Raw genomic sequence first — 19,244 nt, forward strand, 5'->3', positions numbered from 1 at the left:
CCTTGCCACTGATGGTCTGCTCGGCCTTGGACTCGTCGATGTTGACGATGTCGTCACCGGCGATGACGTCGATGATCAGACCGGCAATCGGTTCCTCGATCTTCACCTCGTACGCATGCTTGGCGGTAACGTCGATGCTGTTGCCCGCGGCATCGTGGGCCACCAGGGTGGCGTTGATGCTGGTGGCTTTCGCCAGGTCGGCACCGGCTACCTGCACGCTCCATTCGCCCGCGGTGTTCACCACGGTCTGATAGGCCGTGCCGTTGAGGTCGAACTTGACCACGTCACCGGCCTGGAACTCGCCTGTCACTTTGCCGCTGATGGTCTGCGGGGTCTGCGATTCGGCGAAGTTGAGGATGTTGTCGGTGGTGACGTTGTTGATGGTCAGCTGCGCGACCGGCGCGGTCACGTCCACGGTGTAGCCACGATCGGCCACGACAGCGGCAACGTTGCCCGCCACATCGTGGGCTTCCAGGGTGGCGTGGATGGTGCCAGCCTTGGCCAGATCGGCACCGGCTACCTGCACACTCCAGTTGCCCGAGGTGTCGACAGCGGCGCTGTACTGCGTGCCGTTGAGGGTGAAGCTCACCAGGTCGCCGGCCATGAACTCGCCAGTGGCCTTGCCGCTGATGGTCTGCTGGGCCTTCGATTCGTCGAGGTTGACGATGTCGTCACCCGCCACGGCGTTGATGGTCAGCTGGGCCACCGGCGCAGTAACGTCGACCGCGTAGTTGTGGCTGGCACTGGCGCTCGCGCTGTTGCCGGCAATGTCGGTGGCGACGAAGGTGGCGTCGATGCGGTGATCGGCATCGGCAGCCAGCTCGGCACCCGGAACACTGATGCTCCACTTGCCGTCGGCATCGACAGTGCCGCTGTAGGTCACTTCGTTGACAACGATCTTGACGATGTCGCCGGCACGGCCGCCGGTGGTGCTACCGGTGATCGACTGGTTGGCCTGCGACTCGACGGCGTTGACGATGTCATCGCTGCCCAGGACGTTGATGTTCAGCGACGGGAACAGCGGTTGGGTGATGACGGTGTACGGGCGGTCAGCCTCGACATCGACGGCGTTGCCAGCTTCGTCATGGGCCTTGAGGGTGGCATGGATGTTGGACTCAGCCGCCAGATCGGCGCCGGCTACCTGCACGCTCCACTTGCCATCGGCTGCCACAGTGGCGCTGTAGGTGGTGCCGTTGAGCTCGAAGCTCACCACGTCACCGGCCTTGAACTCGCCAGAGGCCTTGCCGCTGACGGTCTGCGCCTGGGTGGCTTCAGTGCCGTTGAGCATGTCGTCACCAGCAACGGTGTCGATGGTCAGGGTCGCCACCGGGGCGGTGGTGTCCACGCTATAGGCATGCTCGGCCACGATAGAACCGGCGTTGCCTGCCGCATCATGGGCGACCAGGGTGGCCTTGATGTTGCTGCCCTTGACCAGGTCAGAACCCGCTACCTGCACGCTCCACTTGCCATCGGCGGCGACGGCGGCACTGTAGGTGGTGCCATTGAGCTGGAAGCTCACCACGTCACCAGCCTTGAACTCACCGGTGGCCTTGCCGCTGATGGTCTGCTGAACCTTGGACTCTGCGCTGTTGACGACGTCGTCGCCAGCCACGGTGTCGATGGTCAGTTGGGTGGTGGTTTCGCTCGGACCGCTCAGGTCGATGACGAGCGGGAACGGCTGCGATTGCTCGCTGATATTGCCCGCCGGATCTTCGGCGGTAACGGTCAGGCCATGATTGCCTTCGGTCAGGGCCTTGTCGGCCGGAACTTCGAACGACCAGGTACCGTCTTCTTTGACAACGGTGGAGCCCAGTTCGGTCTCGCCATCGAAGACATGGATGATGTCGCCCTTCTCGGCGCCACTACCGGAAATCACCGGGGTGGTGTCGTTGGTCGAGCCATCTTTCGGAACGTCGATCAGGTTGGCCGGATCGTCGTTGTCGGTCACCTTGTCGATGCTCGGCACTGCCGAGGCAACGAAGTCCACGTTCAGGTGGAAGCCGTCAGAACTGCTGTGGTTGCCGGCCTTGTCATGCGACTCGGCGACGAAGGTGTAGGCGGTTTCCGGGCTGCCCACCAGGCTGTGGGCATCGGTTGGCTTGATCTGCCAGTTGCCGTCCTTGTCTACAGTGGTGCTGCCAATCTCGACGCGCTTGCCACCATCCTGTTCTGCGAACAGATGAATGACGGTGCCCGCTTCGCCCTTGCCATGGAACACCGGGTTCGGGTCGTCGGTATAGCCGTTGTCGAGGACCTGGCCCTGGACCTTGCCGACGGTGTCTTCGACGTAATCGATGGTCGGTTGGGTCGGGTTGGTGACGTCGATATTGATGGTGAACGACGAGACCTGCTCACTCCAGTTGCCGGCCGGCTCCTTGGCACGCACGGTGAGGACATGCTCACCCTCGGCCAGGGGCGAGGTGTCGAGCGACCAGTTACCCGATGCATCGGCAGTGGTGCTGCCAATCAGGGTGTTGGTGTTGTCGTAGACCTCGACCAGGCTGCCCGCTTTGGCAGTGCCATGGATTTCCGGGGTCGGGTCATTGGTGTAGCCGCCACGCTCTACCGGCAGCAGGATCGAGCCTTCGTCGTTGAAGACGCCGGTGATGGTCGGGGCGTTGGGGTCCACGTCAGTGATAAAGGAGACTTGAGGGCTCCTCTCACCTTCGTTGCCAGCCAGGTCGGTCACGGTCACGCTGAAGTCGTGCGGGCCATTGGGCGCCGGTACGTCTACGGACCAGGTGCCATCTTTGTTCACCGTGGTCGAGCCAATCGCCTTGTCGCCGTCGTAGACGGTCACGATCGAATCCGGCGGCAGGGTTTCACCCGCGGCGTTACGCACGGTCGGCACTTCGTCGTCGGTCACATCGCCACTGTTGATCAGGCCTTTCAGATTGCCCACGTCATCGATGATATCCCACTGATTCGAGGTCAGCGGTGCCGGTGCCTGGGTGTCCACAATGAAGTGATACGGGCCAGCCTTGGTGCTTTCCATGCCGGCGGCATTCACGGCAACGGCGTAGATGGCGTACTCGCCGTCCGCGCTGCCTGCGGGCAGGTTGATCTGCCATTGCCCATTGGCGTCGGCATCGACGGTACCCAGCAGGGTCTCGCCATTGAACACCTTCACCTTCTCGTTCGGCTCGGCGGTGCCCTTGATCAGTGCGGTGTTGTCATTGGTGTAGCCCTTGGGCTGCACGTTCAGGTGCGGGAAGACGTCGTCGTTCCAGACTTCCTTGATGACTGGTGCGGTAGGCGGTGCGGTCAGGACGGTGAAGTCACGCTCGTTACTGAACTCGCTCTGGTTACCGGCCAGGTCAGTGGCCTTGGCCACCAGCTTCACGTCTCCTGCCAGGGGCGCCTTGTACTGATCGCTGGTCAGCGTCCAGTTGCCATTTTCGCCGCTGATGGTACGGCCGACTTCCACTTCCTTGCCGTTGACGATGTTGTACACCACGATCGTCAGACCGGCTTCGTTCGCGGTACCCGAGATGACCGGCTTGCGATCATCGGTCGGAACGCTGCTGCTGATCTCGCCCTTAACCTCGCCCTCGTTATCGACAACGTGCTCGATACGCGGCGCGACCGGTGCGGTTACATCAACGTGGATCGGGAACGCCGGCGACGGCTCGCTGATGTTGCCGGCACTGTCTTCAGCGGTAACCGTGAGATTGTGCTCGCCTTCGACCAGGGCCTTGTCAGCCGGGACTTCGAACGACCAGGTGCCATCTTCCTTGGCAACCGTGCTACCCAGCTCGGTTTTGCCGTCGAAGACGTGGATGACGTCGCCTTTCTCGGCGCCGCCACCGGAAATCACCGGCGTGGTGTCGTTGGTCCAGCCGTCCTTCGGAACGTTGATCAGCTGCGCGGGATCACCGTTGTCGGTGACCTTGTCGATCTGCGGGGCGGACGAAGCGTTGCTGTCGACCACGATAGCCACAACATTGGGCTCGCTCGTATTGCCCGCTGCGTCGGTGACGATGACGGAGATTGCGTTTTCGCCGTTCTCCAGGGGCTGGGTCGGCGTTACCGACCAGTTACCATCTTCATCGGCGATGACGGTCGCCACTTCGCCCGTGGGGAAAGTGACTTCCACGGTCGAACCCGGCTCGGTCTTGCCGTCGATGGTCGGGGTCGTGACGTTGGTGATGCCATCCCCCTTGGTGCCGCTGTCGGACTCTTCATTGAGCCACGCATCAGCCGGCGGAACGGAGGTGTCGACGATGATCGGCAGGACGTTCGGCTCGCTGATGTTGCCAGCCGGATCAGTGACGATGACGGTGATTTCGTTTTCACCGTCCACCAGGGGCTGGGTCGGCTTCACCGACCAGTTGCCGTCTTCATCCGCGGTGACAGTCGCCACTTCACCGTTGGGGAAGATGACTTCCACGGTAGAGCCCGGCTTGGTCTTGCCGTCGATGGTCGGCTTTTCTTCGCTGGTGATGCCATCGCCCTTGGTGCCGCTGTCGGACTCTTCATTGAGCCAGGCATCGGTCGGCGGAGCGCTGGTGTCAACGATGATCGGCAGAACATTGGGCTCGCTGGTATTGCCCGACGGGTCAGTGACGATAACGGAGATTGCGTTTTCGCCATTCTCCAGGGGCTGGGTCGGTGTTACCGACCAGTTGCCATCTTCGTCAGCAATGACGGTCGCCACTTCACCGTTGGGGAAGATGACTTCCACGGTAGAGCCCGGCTTGGTCTTGCCGTCGATGGTCGGCTTTTCTTCGCTGGTGATGCCATCGCCCTTGGTACCGCTGTCGGACTCTTCATTGAGCCAGGCATCGGCCGGTGGCGTATTGCTGTCGACGATGATCGGGAAGACGTTGGGCTCGCTCGAATTGCCCGCCGGGTCGGTGACGATCACGGAGATTGCGTTTTCGCCGTTCTCTAGGGGCTGGGTCGGCGTTACCGACCAGTTGCCATCTTCATCAGCGGTGACGGTTGCCACTTCGCCCGTGGGGAAAGTGACTTCCACGGTCGAACCCGGCTCAGTCTTGCCGTCGATGGTCGGGGTCGTGACGTTGGTGATGCCGTCACCCTTGGTGCCGCTGTCGGACTCTTCGTTGAGCCACGCATCGGCTGGCGGAGTGATGGTGTCAACGATGATCGGCAGGACGTTGGGTTCGCTCGTGTTGCCAGCCGGATCAGTGACGATGACGGAGATTTCGTTTTCGCCATTTTCCAGGGGCTGGGTCGGCGTTACCGACCAGTTGCCATCTTCATCAGCAGTGCTGGTCGCCACTTCGCCGTTGGGGAACGTGACTTCCACGGTAGCGCCCGGCTCAGTCTTACCTTCGATGGTCGGGGTCTCGACATTGGTGAAGCCATTACCAAGGGTACCACTTTCCGACTCCGGGCTCAGCCAGGCATCGGTTGGCGGGGTGCTGGTGTCAACGATGATCGGCAGAATGTTGGGCTCGCTCGAGTTGCCTGCTGGGTCGGTGACGATCACGGAGATTGCGTTTTCGCCATTTTCCAGGGGCTGGGGCGGAGTCACCGACCAGTTGCCGTTCTTATCAGCAGTAGTGGTGGCTACTTCACCTTTGGGGAAAGTTATTTCCACGGTCGCGCCCGGCTCGGTCTTGCCGACGATGGTCGGGGTTTTGTCGCTGGTGATGCCATCGCCTTTGGTGCCGCTGTCGGACTCCGGGTCCAGCCAGGCATCGGCCGGCGGAGTGCTGGTATCGACGATGATTGGCAGGATTTTCGGCTCGCTGCGGTTGCCCGCCGAGTCAATCGCGATAACGACGATCTCGTTGCTGCCTTCTGTCAGCGGCTTGGTCGGGGTAATCGACCAGTCACCGTTAGCATCCGCAGTGGTGGTTACCACTTCGCCGTTGGGGAAAGTGATTTCCACGGTCGCGCCCGGCTCGGTCTTGCCGTCAATGGTGGGGGTCTTGACGTTGGTAACTCCATCACCCTTGGTGCCGCTGTCGGACTCGGGATTGAGCAACGTCTCGACCGTTGGAGCGACGCTATCGACGATGATGTCGATGACTTTGTTCGGCGCGCTGGGCTTCTCGCCCGCGACTTCCTGGATCACCTCGATGGTGTGCGCACCGTCGGTGAGCTCAGGTACAAACGTCCAACTGCCGTCAGGCTGAACAGTAGTGCTGCCGATCTCCACACCGTTGTCGGTGACATGAATGGTCGCACCAGGAATACCGCTGCCGGAAATTTGCGGGCGGGTATCATCCGTGGAGTCGCCATCGGCCAGTTGGCCCTGGATCGAGCCGACATTGTCGGTCACTTTGGTGTTGGTCGGCGCCGCAGTGGTCTTGGTGCCAGTCTTCTTACCATCATCCTTGTTATGACGGATGATGGCGGCAGTGGCAGCGCCTGCACCGGCCAGGCCCAGCAGCAGTGGCCACAAGGCAAAACCGGCGGCGTCTTCAATCATGGCCACGGCGTAGGGAGCCCCGTCACCGCCCAGGGCGATGGGCGCAGTTTCGCCATCGACCATCAGCAGCTTGCCATAGAAGCCTTCGCCGTCGGTGCGCACGTACGCGTAAAGATGGCCGTCTTCGGAGACGCCATAGAGCTGGCCGTCCATGCCGTCTGCGAAGAAGTCCTGGATGGTGAGGTCAGGCTTTTCACTGCCCTCAAAGGATACCTGCAGGTCGTCTCCGACGCGCTTGACGGTGACGTTCTCCGGAGCGACATCGGTGCCGTCAACCTGAAGCAGGTACTTGGTGCCTGCCTGTGCCTTGACCTTGCCATTCGCCTTGACCGCAACCTTCTTGGCTGCGTTCTCGGTGACGGCTACCAGGCCGATAGTTTCAACTGCCATTTATACCCACCTCAATTGGGTCACTTGTGAGGTAGTAAGGATATTTACCCGATAGCACGAGGCATATTCAGAGGTTTCTCATAAAACTCCGAACTCTCTGACACTCCCTCCTACAACAGCAACATCGGACATGTGGATAGCAGCGCCCTCCCCCTCAGTTGTCGACCCTGGAAATCGACCAACCAAGAGATGCCTCACACACGCACCTTCAAAAAAATAATATTCGGACTATTCCCAAAAAAATACGAACCCCACAAAACCCAAGACCAAGAAGGCCCTATAAAAAGCAGCGCTTCGCCTAGAACCAGGAGATAAGAACAGAAAAAACCGGACTAGCAAAAAGCATCAAGTCTCAGCATTCAGAATATTCCCAAAAAAAACCGAACTATCTTACAGAGCCTCTACCCTGATAACCTCAGCAAAACCAAAACCACAACCAGCTCAACATCGATCTCACCATAGAAGCACAATCGAACGCCTGCATATCGCTCATAAATTTGATATTCGGACATTTCCCAAAAAGCCACTTAACCAATCATTTGCAGCCGAACCTCAACCTGCCAATTGAATCGCCCCTAGTTTCGTAGACACCTCCAAGCCTCATAATGAGGCCCATCAGGAGGTGCCATGAGCAACCAGCGTTACCCCGAAGAATTCAAAATCGAAGCGGTCAGACAAGTTACCGAGCGCGGCCTGCGTGTAGCGGATGTGGCGGAGCGTTTGGGTGTGTCGGTGCATAGCCTCTATGTCTGGATCAGGCGCTATAGCAAGCCCCAGGAACAGCGGCAGCAAGAAGGCGATCAGCAAGCCGAACTGCGTCGTTTGCGCGCCGAACTCAAGCGGGTGACCGAAGAGCGAGACATCCTAAAAAAGGCCGCCGCGTACTTTGCCAAGGAGTCCGGCTGAAGTACGCCTTCATCAGCAAGCTGTCGGTGGAGTACCCGGTTCGACGTCTCTGCCAGACCCTCAAGGTGCATCCCAGCGGTTACTACGCCTGGCTGGCCGAGCCGAAATCCGTACGCGCTAAGGAAGATCAGCGCCTGCTCGGATTGATCAAACATGCCTGGCTGGAAAGCGGTGGGGTCTACGGCTATCGCAAGATCCACGACGACCTGCGTGAGCTGGGAGAGTCCTGTGGCCGGCATCGCGTAGCCCGCCTGATGCGGGGGAAGGGTTGCGCTCGCAGACCGGCTATCGTCGTCGGCCCGGCTACTACGGCGGCAAGCCCACGGTGGCTTCGCCCAACCGTCTGGAGCGGCAATTTACCGTCAGCGAGCCGAACAAGGTCTGGGTCACTGACATCACTTACATCCGCACTTATGAAGGCTGGTTGTACTTGGCGGTGGTGCTGGATCTGTTTTCGCGCCAGGTGATCGGCTGGTCGATGAAACCTCGGATGTGCAGCGACTTAGCTATCGATGCGTTATTGATGGCGGTTTGGCGACGCAAGCCCAAGCAGGAAGTGAAGATCCACTCCGACCAGGGCAGCCAGTTCAGCAGCTCGGACTGGCAGAGTTTCCTCAAGGCCAACAACCTGATCAGCAGCATGAGCCGACGCGGTAACTGTCACGATAACGCCGTGGCAGAAAGCTTTTTCCAGTTGCTGAAGCGCGAACGCATCCGACGAAAAACCTATGCCACTCGCGAAGAAGCTCGCAGTGATGTGTTCGATTACATCGAGATGTTTTATAACCCCAAACGCCGGCACAGCAGCGCTATGCAGCTATCGCCAGTGGAGTTTGAGAAACGCTATTTCCAGAGCTTGGAAAGTGTCTAGGAAAGCCGGGGCGATTCAAACAGATAACGCAGAAACTTTAAAACACCCAACCACATCATATTAGATATATGTAGGTAGGTATCCAAACTCCTGCGGGAGTGCAGCGAGCATCAGGCACTAGCAGAGGAAGCCCGGGAAGCAGCCTCAACCACCGATGATCTTCATGATGGTGACGCCGCCGGAGAACGCGACCTCTTGCTTGTCCGCCAGGGCACGCACCAGCAGCCGTTGCAGGGCCGGGAGCGCCTGGTGACGGGGCTTGTCCAGCAGGTCGCCGACATAATGGCGATTGCTCGACGACAGACAGCCATGCAGCCAGCCGGTCGAGGACAGGCGCAGGCGCGAACAGGTCCGGCAGAACGGCACGCTCTCGTTGGCGATTACGCCAAAGAAGCCCTGCCCTGGTACCTCGTAGCGAATGGCGGTGGCATCCACCGGCGCATCAGCCTGAATATAGGGATGGCGCTCGCCAATCAAATCAAGCAGCTCCGTCATGCCGATGAACTGCTGGTTGAAGCCGTTCGGATCGCGGGCCAGGTGGCCCATGCGCATCAGCTCGATAAAGCGCAGCTCGAAGCCGTGCTCCAGGCAGTAATCCAGCAGCGGCACCACCTGGTCGAGATTCTGCCCGCGTAGGGGCACCATGTTGAGCTTGATCTTCAGGCCCGCGGCGCGAGCCTCTTCGAGCCCCTTGAGCACGGTGGCTAGGTCGCCGCCACGGGCGATGCGTCGGAAGGCGTCGGCATCCAGAGTATCGAGGGACACATTGAGGCGGCGGATACCACAATCGAGCAACAGCGGCAGCTTCTTCGAAAGCAGTTGGCCGTTGGTGGTCAGGGCGATCTCCCGCAGGCCGAGGCGGCTCACGCCGTGCAGGAAGACATCCAGTTTCGGGCTGACCAGCGGTTCGCCGCCGGTAACCCGCAGCCGCTCGATGCCGGCCGCCTCAATCAGGTAGGCGACGCCACGCACCAGCGAATCGGCGGAGAGCTCATCCTGCGCGGCGACCAGACGCTTGCCGTCCGGCACACAGTAGGTGCAGGCGTAATTGCATGCGGCGGTCAGGCTGACCCGCAGGTTGCGGAAGCGCCTGCCCTGGCGATCGACGATCATGCTTGGCTCCGGTGGGAATCACTCAGGCAAGTATATCCCCACCCTCACCACAAGCCCTGTCGCAACTGCGACGATGGGCCATCTGAATGGCGACTCAGGCGGCCGGTGTATCGCCGTCGCGTTTGCGCTTGTTGCCCATGCGCACGCCGATGTCCATGAGGAACTGGAAGAACCCTTCCTGATCCTCCAGCACATCGCGCCAGAACGGCGAGTGGTACAGCGCCACGGCGCCATGCACCAGTGCCCAAGCCGCACAGTAGTGGAAGTAGGCCGGCACGTCTTCCAGCTTGCCGGCCGCGATGCGTTCCTTGATCAACTGGCTCAGTCGCTCGAAGTTGGATTCGCGGATCTTGTGCAACTCCTCGACCATCTCCGGGACCTGGCTGGTCTTCACCACCTTTTCTTCCAGGCGATCGAACAGGCGGTAGCGCTGCGGGTCGCGCATGCGGAACTCGAAGTAGGCGCGCGACAGGCGCTCCTTGTCGCGGGCGACGTCTTCGGAGTGGAACAGGTCGGCCAGATCGCGCTCGTAGTCCAGCATCAGGCGCAGGTAGATTTCCGCCTTGGACTTGAAGTGCTTGTAAATAGTGCCTTTGCCGATACCCACGGCATCGGCGATCATTTCGACCGTGACACTGTCTTCGCCCTGCTCGAGGAACAGCTTGAGGGCGGTGTCGAGGATTTCCTGTTCGCGACGACGGAATTCGCGAACCTTGCGCGGCTCTTTCTGCATAAAAAGACTGTTCGGTCAAAAATAGTCAAAATTCGAAGCCGCGTATTATGCCTATTCAGCGCCAAATTGCACGGATCATCCGACATGATTAGCTTTTCTTCCGAGTTTCCCCAACAAGCCGGCCTGCGCTACCTGAACCACGCAGCCGTCGCACCCTGGCCCAGGCGCGCCGCGGACGCTGTCGCCGCCTTCGCCCAGGAGAACATCCTGCAGGGCGCCCGCGATTACCCGCAGTGGCTGATCATCGAGAAACGCCTGCGCGAGCGCCTGATGCGCCTGGTGAACGCCCAGACCACCGGCGACATCGCACTGGTAAAGAATACTTCCGAGGCACTGTCGTTCGTCGCCTTCGGCCTGGATTGGCGCGCCGGCGACCAGGTTGTGATCAGCGATCAGGAATTCCCCTCCAACCGCATCGTTTGGGAAGCACTGAAGCCACGTGGAGTGGAAGTCATCCAGGTCAGCCTGGACGGTGACGACCCGGAAGGCGACCTGCTGGCCGCCTGCACCCCGCGCACGCGCCTGCTGTCGATCAGCGCCGTGCAGTACGCCAGCGGCCTGCGCATGGACCTGGAGCGTCTTGGCGCGGGCTGCCGCCAGCTTGGCGTGCTCTATTGCATCGATGCCATCCAGCAACTGGGCGCCCTGCCCTTCGATGTTCGGGCCTATGACTGCGCCTTTGCCATGGCCGACGGCCACAAGTGGATGCTCGGCCCAGAGGGCCTGGGTGTGTTCTATTGCCGCGCCGCCGAGCGCGAGCAACTGGCGCTGCAGGAATATGGCTGGCACATGCTGGAGAACGCCGGCAATTACGACCTTGCCGACTGGCAGCCGGCCCGCAGCGCACGACGCTTCGAATGCGGCAGCCCGAACATGCTGGGCGCTGTGGCTCTGGAAGCAAGCCTGAGCCTGCTTGAGGAAGTCGGCATGGGGACGGTGGGCGAATTGGTGCAGGCGCGCGTCCAGCAGTTGCAGGATGGCATGGGGCGTATCAACGGCGCCTCGCTGCACAGCCCGTTGGACCCGGCACGTCGCGCCGGCATCCTGACATTCAGCCTCGCCGGCTGGGACAACACCCGCCTGCTGGAGCGCCTGCGCGCCGAGCAAGTGGTATGCATCCAGCGGGGCGCCGGCATCCGCTTCTCGCCGCACTTTTACACCAGCGAGGCGGTCATCGAGGAAACCCTGGGGCTGATCGGGGAGCTGGCGGCACAATAACGCCGGCGCGACCGAGAAAGCTGCTCAGCCCGGTGTGATGTATTCCAAATCCGTTTAAAAAACACCGGGCACCCCGTGGCAGCCGCCGCATCTTGGCCAATACTTGTAGATACCGGTGCGCGGCATCTCCCCCCAAGTGCCCCGCCGGTGAAGGTACCGAGGATCGCGTACCTTATTGTTACACTCCTAATGGTCTTGACCCGGATTCATCCCCCAGAACCCGGGTTTTTTTTGCGCGTAACAAAAGTATCAGCGCCGACGCAATCAGGTGGCGAGCGGGAACAGCCGGCGGAAGTTGGCGGTGGTCTGCTCGGCCAGGGCCTCGAAGCTCACCCCGCGCAGCACGGCCAGGTACTCGGCGACCTCGCGCACGTACTCGGGCAGGTTCGGCTTGCCGCGATGGGGCACCGGCGCCAGATAGGGCGAATCGGTCTCCACCAGCAAGCGATCCACCGGCACCTGGCGGGCCACTTCGCGCAGCTGCTCGGCATTGCGGAAGGTGACGATGCCCGAGAGCGAGATGTAGAAGCCGATATCCAGCGCCGCCTTGGCCATTTCCCAGTCTTCGGTGAAGCAATGCAGCACTCCGGCCTGCGGCAGTGCTGCCTCTCGCAGCAGCGCCAAGGTGTCGGCGCGGGCTTCGCGGGTATGCACGATGACCGGCTTGCCAGTGACCTTGGCTGCCTCCAGGTGCAGGCGGAAGGCCTCTTGCTGCAACTCGGCGGCTTCGGGCTCGTAGTGATAGTCCAGGCCGGTCTCGCCGATGGCCACCACACGCGGGTGGCTCAGCTCGCCCAGCAGCCAGTCCAGCGCAGGCGCGGCGCCCGGCTCCAGGTCCAGCGGGTGGACGCCCACCGAACAATGCACATCGGTATAGCGGTCCGCCAGGTCTTTCACCGCCTTGGCGTTGTCCGCACTCACGCCGATGCACAGGAACTGGCTGACACCGCGCGCGCGCGCGGCGTCCAGCGCGGCTTCCAGCGATCCGTCATGGGCGGCGAGATCGAGGCGATCGAGATGGCAGTGGGAATCGACCAGCATGAAAACACTCTCCGAAAAAAAGACGAAGCGCCCCATCGGGCGCTTCGTGCGTGCAGCTTGTATAGCTACGAATTCTACATGGTATGCGTCGGGCGGTCCGACTTCAGCGCGCCGGCAAGGTAGGTCTCGATCTTGTTGCGCGCGGTGTTGTCGCCATCGTTGAACTGCACGCCGATGCCGGCGGCACGGTTGCCCTGGGCGCCCTTCGGCGTGATCCAGACCACCTTGCCGGCGACCGGGATCTTCTCCGGCTCGTCCATCAGGTTGAGCAGCATGAAGACCTCATCACCCAGCTTGTAGGTCTTGTTGGTCGGAATGAACAGCCCGCCGTTGCGGATGAACGGCATGTAGGCGGCATACAGCACGGACTTGTCCTTGATGGTCAGGGACAGGATTCCGTTACGCGGACCCAGATTTGGTGGCAAGCTCATTCAGCTGTCCTGGCAGATTTTTCCGATGGCCGGATTCTAGCCCGGCCCGGGCAGACTTGCCCACTGTACGAGCAAGGCTTCGAGAAGCAAGGCACGGTTGAGGTTGGCTTTGTTGAGGACTTTCTGCCGTTGCGTCAGCAGCCAGTCCTGCATCGCCAGCACCTTGGGCTGTGTCGACTTCTCGGCGAGATACTGCACGACCTTGCGCATGTCGGTCAGCCCGAGACCTTCTTCGTCGCGGGCCAGCTGATAGCGCAGGATCAGCAGCGACCAGTCGCAGAACCAGTCGAACAGCAGCGTCAAGGGTACGGCATTCCAGCTTTCCGCCAGCTGACTTGGGGCAACCTGCTGCTTGAGCAGCTTCTTCACCCCTTCCACCACCTGTGCCCGCTGCTCGCGCACGCCCTGGCCCTGCAGGCGCAACGCGGTCAGCGGCGAGCCGCCGGCCAGTACCAGCCATTCGTCCAGCGCCTCCGCCGACTCATCGGGCAGAGAGCCTGCCAGCCAGGTGCGAGCCTGCTCGGCAGTCGGCTGCGGGCAGGCCTGCTGCACGCAGCGGCTCTTGATGGTCAGCAGGAGACGGCTGGGCTGATGGCTGATCAGCAGCAGCACGGTATCGCCGGAGGGCTCTTCGAGGCTCTTCAGCAGCGCGTTGGCGGCGTTGAGGTTCATCGCCTCGGCTGGCTCCAGCAGTACCACCTTGCGACCGCCGAGCTGCGCGGTCTGCACCACGAAGTTCACCAGCTCGCGAACCTGATCGACCCGGATCGGCTTCTCCGCCTCTTCTGGCTCCAGCAGGAAATAATCCGGATGGGTGCCGGCCGCCAGCAACTGGCAGGCCTTGCATTGACTACAGGCCTTGCCGCCTTCAGGGCGCTGGCAGAGCAGGAAATGCACGAAGTTTTCCGCCAGCACACGCTTGCCGATACCGGCCGGGCCATGCAGCAGATAGGCATGGGCATGTTGCGGGCGGCTGCTGAGCTGCTGCCAGAGGCCCTGCTGCCAGGGGTAGATGTCAACCATTGAGGCGCTCCAGCAAGGCCGGCAGCAGCTTGTCCAGGTCGCGCTGCACCTCGGCCAGCGATTGCGCGGCATCGAGGATGTGATAGCGCGCCGGCTCGGCACGGGCGCGAGCCAGATAGGTGTTGCGCACCGCGTCGAAGAAGGTACGGCCCTCCTGCTCGAAACGATCCAGGCGACCACGGGCGGCCGCGCGGGACAGGCCGATTTCCACTGGCAGGTCGAAGACCAGCGTCAGATCCGGGCGCAGGCCGCCCTGGACGAAGCTTTCCAGCTGCGCGATGCGCTCGACCGGCAGCCCGCGACCGCCGCCCTGGTAGGCGTAGGTGGCATCGGTGAAACGATCGCAGAGCACCACGGCGCCCCGCTCGAGTGCCGGGCGGATCACCTGGGCTATGTGCTGCGCACGAGCAGCGAAGACCAGCAACAGTTCGGTATCCACCGCCATTTTTTCATCGCTGGGGTCCAGCAGCAGCTCGCGGATACGCTCGGCCAGCGGCGTGCCGCCGGGCTCGCGGGTCAGCTGGACCTCGATGCAACGCTCGCGCAGGCGCTCGGCCAGGTACTCGCGGTTGGTGCTCTTGCCCGCGCCTTCGGGGCCTTCCAGGGTGATGAACAGGCCGGTCACTCGGCTCACTCCTTGTGTTAACGGGCTACTGCGCTGCAGGAGAATCTGCAGCGGGAGCATCTGCATCCGGCGCCTGCGCCGGCAGCGGGACGGGCGCCGGACTGGAACGGTAGTCGGCGCGACGCTTGATCTGGAACTCCTGGACGGCCTTGTTGTGGTCGTCGAGGTTGTCGGAGAAGGTATGGCTGCCATCGCCGCGGGCGACGAAGTACAAGCTCTGCCCCGCCACCGGGTTGAGCGCGGCATGGATGGCCTCGCGGCCGGGCAGCGCGATGGGCGTCGGCGGCAGGCCGGCGACAACGTAGGTGTTGTAAGGCGTCGGCGTGCGAAGGTCGGTGCGGGTGATCTTGCCGGCGTAGCGCTCGCCCATGCCGTAGATGACGGTCGGGTCGGTCTGCAGCAGCATGTTCTTCTGCAGGCGCCGCACGAAGACGCCGGCGATCTGGCCGCGCTCCTGGGGCACGCCAGTTTCCTTCTCCACCAGCGATGCCATGATCAGGGCCTGGTAGGAGTCCTTGTAAGGCAGCTCCTGCGCGCGCTTGTCCCACTCCTCGGCCAGGATGCTGTCCATGCGCTGGTAGGCGTGCTTGAGGATATCCACATCCTTGGTGCCGCGGACGAAGCGGTAGGTATCGGGGAAGAAGCGGCCTTCCGGGAAGACGCCGGGCTTGCCCAGCTTCGCCATGACCTCGGCATCGCTGAGGCCATTCAGGGTCTGCTCCAGCTTGGGCTGGCGGGCGAGCAGCTCGCGCACCTGGTGGAAGTTCCAGCCCTCGACCAGGGTCAGGCCGTACTGCACCACAACGCCTTCGCGCCACAGATCGAGCAGCTGGGCGGCGGTCATGCCAGGCGTCAGGCGGTATTCGCCGCTGTGCAGCGCCTCACCGGCCAGGTTGAAGCGCCAGTAAAGGCGCAGCCAGAAACCTCCGTGCAGGACGTTTTCGTCCTCCAGGCGGGTCAGCAGGCGGCCAGGGGTGGCGCCGCTGGCAGCATCAAGCAGTCGCTCTTCGGTGAGCTGGAGCGGCTGCTGCAGCGCACGGTGCTGCTCCCAGGCCGCCAGGCCCAGCACGAGCCCGGCCAGCAGCAGGCCGCCTTCCAGCAGCACCAGCAATTTGCGCATCACGTATCAGGAATCCAGAAGTTCGCGGAGTTGGCCCTGCAGTTTACGGGTCAGGGGCCCGACCGGCCAAGCGTGCTCGGCAATGCCGCACACCGGCCAGATACCGTAGAGACTGTTGCAGAGAAAGACCTCATCGGCCTGCGCCAGTTCGCCGTGCTCTACATCACGGACGATGACCGGCAACCCCAGATCGCTGGCGCGCTCGATGATTTCGGCACGCATCACACCAGCGACGCCACAGCGGCTGAGCTCGGCGGTGATCAGTGCGCCCTGCTTCACCAGGAACAGGTTGCTGAACACGCCCTCGACGATCCGCCCGGAAACATCGCGCATCAATCCTTCGGCGAAGGCCGGGTCGCTCCATTCGGCGCGAGCCAGGACCTGTTCCAGGCGATTGAGGTGCTTGAGGCCGGCGAGCAATGGCTGTTCGGCCAAGCGGGTGGCGCAGGGGAAGAGCATGACGCCCTCCTCGCGGTTCTTCGCCGGGTAGGCCGGCGCGGGCGAGGCCAGCAACACACGGCGCACCTGCGCATCGGCCTGCGGGGCATAGCCACGCGCGCCTTCGCCACGGGTCAGCATCAGCTTGGCGACGCCATCGCCGAGCTGGGCGGAAAACCGCAGGAGTTCGTCTTCGATGAGATCGAGCGAAACCGGCAGGCACAGGCGCCGAACGCCCTCCTCCAACCTCGCCCGATGGCGTGCCAGCAGGCGCGGACGACCTGCGGACACGCGGATGGTCTCGAACAGCCCGTCACCGTAGGCCAGCCCGCGATCACGCGCGGACAGGGCCTCGGCGCTCTGGCCGTCGATCCAGCTCAGCATCAGCCGTGGAACCGGCGGAATACCAGGGAGCCGTTGGTGCCACCGAAGCCGAAGGAGTTGGACAGGGCGACGTCGATCGGACGCTCCTTGGCCTGATGGGCAACCAGGTCGAGGTCGCAGCCTTCGCTGGGGTTGTCCAGGTTGATGGTCGGCGGAGCCACCTGATCACGCAGCGCGAGCACGCAGAAGATCGCCTCGACCGCACCGGCAGCGCCCAGCAGGTGGCCGGTCATGGACTTGGTGGAGCTCATCGACAGCTGGTAGGCGTGGTCGCCGAAGATCGATTTCACCGCGGCAATTTCCGCGATGTCGCCGGCCGGCGTCGAGGTGCCATGGGCGTTGATGTAATCGACCTGCCCGGGGTTCAGCCCGGCATCACGCAGCGCGGCTTTCATGCAGCGGGCAGCGCCGGCGCCGTCTTCCGGCGGAGCGGTCATATGGAAGGCGTCGCCGCTCATACCGAAGCCGACGACCTCGGCGTAGATACGCGCGCCACGGGCCTTGGCGTGCTCCAGCTCTTCCAGCACCAGCGCACCGGCGCCGTCGGAGAGCACGAAGCCGTCGCGGTCCTGGTCCCACGGACGGCTTGCCCGGGTCGGGTCGTCGTTGCGGGTGGACAGCGCGCGAGCGGCGCCAAAGCCGCCCAGGCCAAGACCACAGGCGGCCATTTCGGACCCGCCGGCGACCATCACGTCCGCATCGCCGTAGGCGATGTTGCGCGCGGCCATGCCGATGTTGTGGGTGCCGGTGGTGCAAGCGGTGGTGATGGCGTAGTTGGGGCCCTGCAGGCCAAGGTTGATCGACAGGAACCCGGAAACCATGTTGATGACCGAGCCAGGCACGAAGAACGGCGAGATGCGCCGCGGGCCCTGCTCGAACAGCGAACGACAGGTGTTTTCGATGTTGGTCAGGCCGCCAATGCCCGAACCGATGGCAACACCGATGCGCTCCCGGTTGGCGTCGGTGACTTCCAGGCCGGAATCGCGCACCGCCTGATAGCTGGCGGCGAGGCCGTACTGGATGAACAGGTCGAGTTTGCGAGCTTCCTTGGCGGACATGTATTGCTCAACGTCGAACCCTTTCACCGAGCCGCCGAAACGGGTGGCAAAGGCGGACAGATCCATGTGTTCGATCGGGGCGATACCGCTGCGCCCGGCGAGAATGCCTTCCCAACTGCTCGGCACATCCACACCCAGGGGCGACAACATACCCATGCCAGTGATGACTACGCGTCTACGCGACACTGTGACTTCCTCTCATGTATTTCACGGCAATAACGCCGGCTGGTGCCGGCGTTAAAGAAAAGCCGCACGCCTTTGCAGGCCGTGCGGCTTCTTTCGTCGGGGAACCGACGACTACGTCTTATGCCTGGTGGGCAACGATGTAGTCGATGGCTTCCTGAACGGTGGTGATCTTTTCGGCTTGCTCGTCGGGGATTTCGGTCTCGAATTCCTCTTCCAGAGCCATCACCAGCTCAACGGTGTCAAGGGAGTCGGCGCCCAGGTCTTCGACGAAGGAAGCGCTGTTGGTGACTTCTTCTTCCTTAACGCCGAGTTGCTCAGCAACGATCTTCTTGACGCGTTCTTCGATGGTGCTCATACCTTGTTTTCACTCCTATGGACAATCCGTACAGCTGGGCTGCGGGTAAGTGTATAGAAAGGGTTTTCTGCATTTCAAGCTGAACGCTGACGCCCCTTCGCGGCAACCCAGATGCCCTGTCTATTCCAGCGCTACGACGCTTGGATAATTTCAGACAGCGCATATGACATCGCCACTAAGGAACTCGTCACATCAGCTCATGTACATTCCGCCATTCACCGGTACCGTGGCACCCGTTACATAAGCTGCGCCCTCGGAAGCGAGGAATGCTACCACTTTGGCGATCTCTTCGGCTTGTCCCAGTCGACCCAGCGGAATCTGGCCAAGCAGCGCTTCACGCTGGGCCTCCGGCAGTTCGCGAGTCATGTCGGTGTCGATGAAGCCCGGAGCAACCGCGTTGACAGTGATAGCACGTGAACCGACCTCGCGCGCCAGGGCGCGAGTGAAGCCTTCCAGGCCGGCCTTGGCAGCGGCGTAGTTGGTCTGCCCGGCGTTGCCCATCGCACCGACGACGGAGCCGATATTGATGATGCGACCCCAGCGAGCCTTGGTCATGCCGCGCAGGACGGCTTTCGACAGACGGTAGAGGCTGTTGAGGTTAGTGTTGACCACGTCGAACCACTCGTCGTCTTTCATGCGCATCAGCAGATTATCGCGGGTGATGCCCGCGTTATTGACGACGATAGCCGGTGCGCCGGATTCTTTCTGGATGGCTTCCACAACGGCGATCACGGACTCGTCGTTGGATACATCCAGGACCATGCCCGAACCCTGGATGCCGTTTTCCTTGAGGTATTCGGAAATTTTCTGAGCGCCGGACTCGCTGGTCGCGGTGCCAACCACAGTGGCACCCATGCGACCCAGTTCCAGTGCGATGGCCTGGCCAATACCGCGGCTCGCGCCGGTAACCAGGGCAACCTTACCTTGCAGACTCATGCCTTATCTCCTG

Annotated in this window: 13 protein-coding genes and 1 pseudogene; 2 read left to right on the forward strand and 12 right to left on the reverse strand. The window is 62.1% G+C overall.

Annotated features, from left to right (window positions below):
• A partial coding sequence (locus IB274_RS00005) for an Ig-like domain-containing protein (protein WP_192430119.1) occupies positions 1–6,793 on the reverse strand: 6,793 nt, incomplete at its 3' end.
• A 627-nt stretch (positions 6,794–7,420) separates the two neighbouring features.
• Between IB274_RS00005 and IB274_RS00010 the strand changes: the two are divergent.
• Positions 7,421–8,570: pseudogene (locus tag IB274_RS00010) on the forward strand (IS3 family transposase).
• Between the two features lie 144 nt (positions 8,571–8,714).
• Here the strand turns inward: IB274_RS00010 and IB274_RS00015 are convergent.
• Both IB274_RS00015 and IB274_RS00020 read right to left on the reverse strand, forming a co-directional pair.
• The gene (locus IB274_RS00015; protein ID WP_192430120.1) at positions 8,715–9,683 is read right to left on the reverse strand and encodes a GTP 3',8-cyclase MoaA; all 969 of its coding nucleotides are present in this window, start codon (positions 9,681–9,683) and stop codon (positions 8,715–8,717) included.
• 94 nt (positions 9,684–9,777) lie between these two features.
• A complete protein-coding gene (locus IB274_RS00020) occupies positions 9,778–10,416 on the reverse strand; it encodes a TetR/AcrR family transcriptional regulator (protein WP_017517621.1) in 639 nt (212 codons plus the stop codon).
• A gap of 84 nt (positions 10,417–10,500) precedes the next feature.
• Between IB274_RS00020 and IB274_RS00025 the strand changes: the two genes are divergently transcribed.
• Positions 10,501–11,634, forward strand: coding sequence for an aminotransferase class V-fold PLP-dependent enzyme (locus tag IB274_RS00025; protein ID WP_192430121.1), 1,134 nt, complete (start codon positions 10,501–10,503; stop codon positions 11,632–11,634).
• Between the two features lie 264 nt (positions 11,635–11,898).
• On the opposite strand, the gene IB274_RS00030 is transcribed toward IB274_RS00025, so the two are convergent.
• The 9 genes from IB274_RS00030 to fabG form a co-directional block, all read right to left on the reverse strand.
• Positions 11,899–12,675, reverse strand: a complete 777-nt coding sequence (locus IB274_RS00030) for a TatD family hydrolase (RefSeq protein WP_192430122.1) — start codon at positions 12,673–12,675, stop codon at positions 11,899–11,901.
• A gap of 74 nt (positions 12,676–12,749) precedes the next feature.
• The gene (locus IB274_RS00035; RefSeq protein ID WP_009621447.1) at positions 12,750–13,106 is read right to left on the reverse strand and encodes a PilZ domain-containing protein; all 357 of its coding nucleotides are present in this window, start codon (positions 13,104–13,106) and stop codon (positions 12,750–12,752) included.
• A 36-nt stretch (positions 13,107–13,142) separates the two neighbouring features.
• A complete protein-coding gene (locus tag IB274_RS00040; protein WP_192430123.1) occupies positions 13,143–14,129 on the reverse strand; it encodes a DNA polymerase III subunit delta' in 987 nt (328 codons plus the stop codon).
• Positions 14,122–14,754, reverse strand: a complete 633-nt coding sequence (gene tmk / locus IB274_RS00045; protein ID WP_192430124.1) for a dTMP kinase — start codon at positions 14,752–14,754, stop codon at positions 14,122–14,124. Before tmk ends, IB274_RS00040 begins: the two co-directional genes overlap by 8 nt.
• Before the next feature lie 25 nt (positions 14,755–14,779).
• Complete coding sequence (gene mltG, locus IB274_RS00050; protein ID WP_192430887.1) at positions 14,780–15,874, reverse strand: endolytic transglycosylase MltG; 1,095 nt, start codon at positions 15,872–15,874, stop codon at positions 14,780–14,782.
• Between the two features lie 6 nt (positions 15,875–15,880).
• Complete coding sequence (pabC, locus tag IB274_RS00055) at positions 15,881–16,696, reverse strand: aminodeoxychorismate lyase (protein ID WP_192430125.1); 816 nt, start codon at positions 16,694–16,696, stop codon at positions 15,881–15,883.
• On the reverse strand, positions 16,696–17,940 hold the full coding sequence (gene fabF / locus IB274_RS00060; RefSeq protein ID WP_192430126.1) for a beta-ketoacyl-ACP synthase II: 1,245 nt from the start codon (positions 17,938–17,940) through the stop codon (positions 16,696–16,698). Before fabF ends, pabC begins: the two co-directional genes overlap by 1 nt.
• A 118-nt stretch (positions 17,941–18,058) precedes the next feature.
• Positions 18,059–18,295, reverse strand: coding sequence for an acyl carrier protein (gene acpP, locus IB274_RS00065; RefSeq protein WP_015477931.1), 237 nt, complete (start codon positions 18,293–18,295; stop codon positions 18,059–18,061).
• A gap of 192 nt (positions 18,296–18,487) precedes the next feature.
• Positions 18,488–19,231, reverse strand: a complete 744-nt coding sequence (gene fabG, locus IB274_RS00070) for a 3-oxoacyl-ACP reductase FabG (protein WP_192430127.1) — start codon at positions 19,229–19,231, stop codon at positions 18,488–18,490.
• Positions 19,232–19,244 lie beyond the last annotated feature (13 nt).

Origin of the sequence: Pseudomonas sp. PDM18, from assembly GCF_014852585.1 — a bacterium.
Classification (GTDB): Bacteria; Pseudomonadota; Gammaproteobacteria; order Pseudomonadales; family Pseudomonadaceae; genus Pseudomonas.

Bases quoted from the DNA above. Each gene is read 5' to 3' on its own strand.
- mltG (WP_192430887.1), bottom strand. From the start codon at position 15,874: ATGCGCAAATTGCTGGTGCTGCTGGAAGGCGGCCTGCTGCTGGCCGGG.
- IB274_RS00025 (WP_192430121.1), top strand. From the start codon at position 10,501: ATGATTAGCTTTTCTTCCGAGTTTCCCCAACAAGCCGGCCTGCGCTAC.
- IB274_RS00030 (WP_192430122.1), bottom strand. From the start codon at position 12,675: ATGCTGGTCGATTCCCACTGCCATCTCGATCGCCTCGATCTCGCCGCC.
- IB274_RS00015 (WP_192430120.1), bottom strand. From the start codon at position 9,683: ATGATCGTCGATCGCCAGGGCAGGCGCTTCCGCAACCTGCGGGTCAGC.
- IB274_RS00020 (WP_017517621.1), bottom strand. From the start codon at position 10,416: ATGCAGAAAGAGCCGCGCAAGGTTCGCGAATTCCGTCGTCGCGAACAG.
- pabC (WP_192430125.1), bottom strand. From the start codon at position 16,696: ATGCTGAGCTGGATCGACGGCCAGAGCGCCGAGGCCCTGTCCGCGCGT.
- IB274_RS00040 (WP_192430123.1), bottom strand. From the start codon at position 14,129: ATGGTTGACATCTACCCCTGGCAGCAGGGCCTCTGGCAGCAGCTCAGC.
- acpP (WP_015477931.1), bottom strand. From the start codon at position 18,295: ATGAGCACCATCGAAGAACGCGTCAAGAAGATCGTTGCTGAGCAACTC.
- fabG (WP_192430127.1), bottom strand. From the start codon at position 19,231: ATGAGTCTGCAAGGTAAGGTTGCCCTGGTTACCGGCGCGAGCCGCGGT.
- IB274_RS00035 (WP_009621447.1), bottom strand. From the start codon at position 13,106: ATGAGCTTGCCACCAAATCTGGGTCCGCGTAACGGAATCCTGTCCCTG.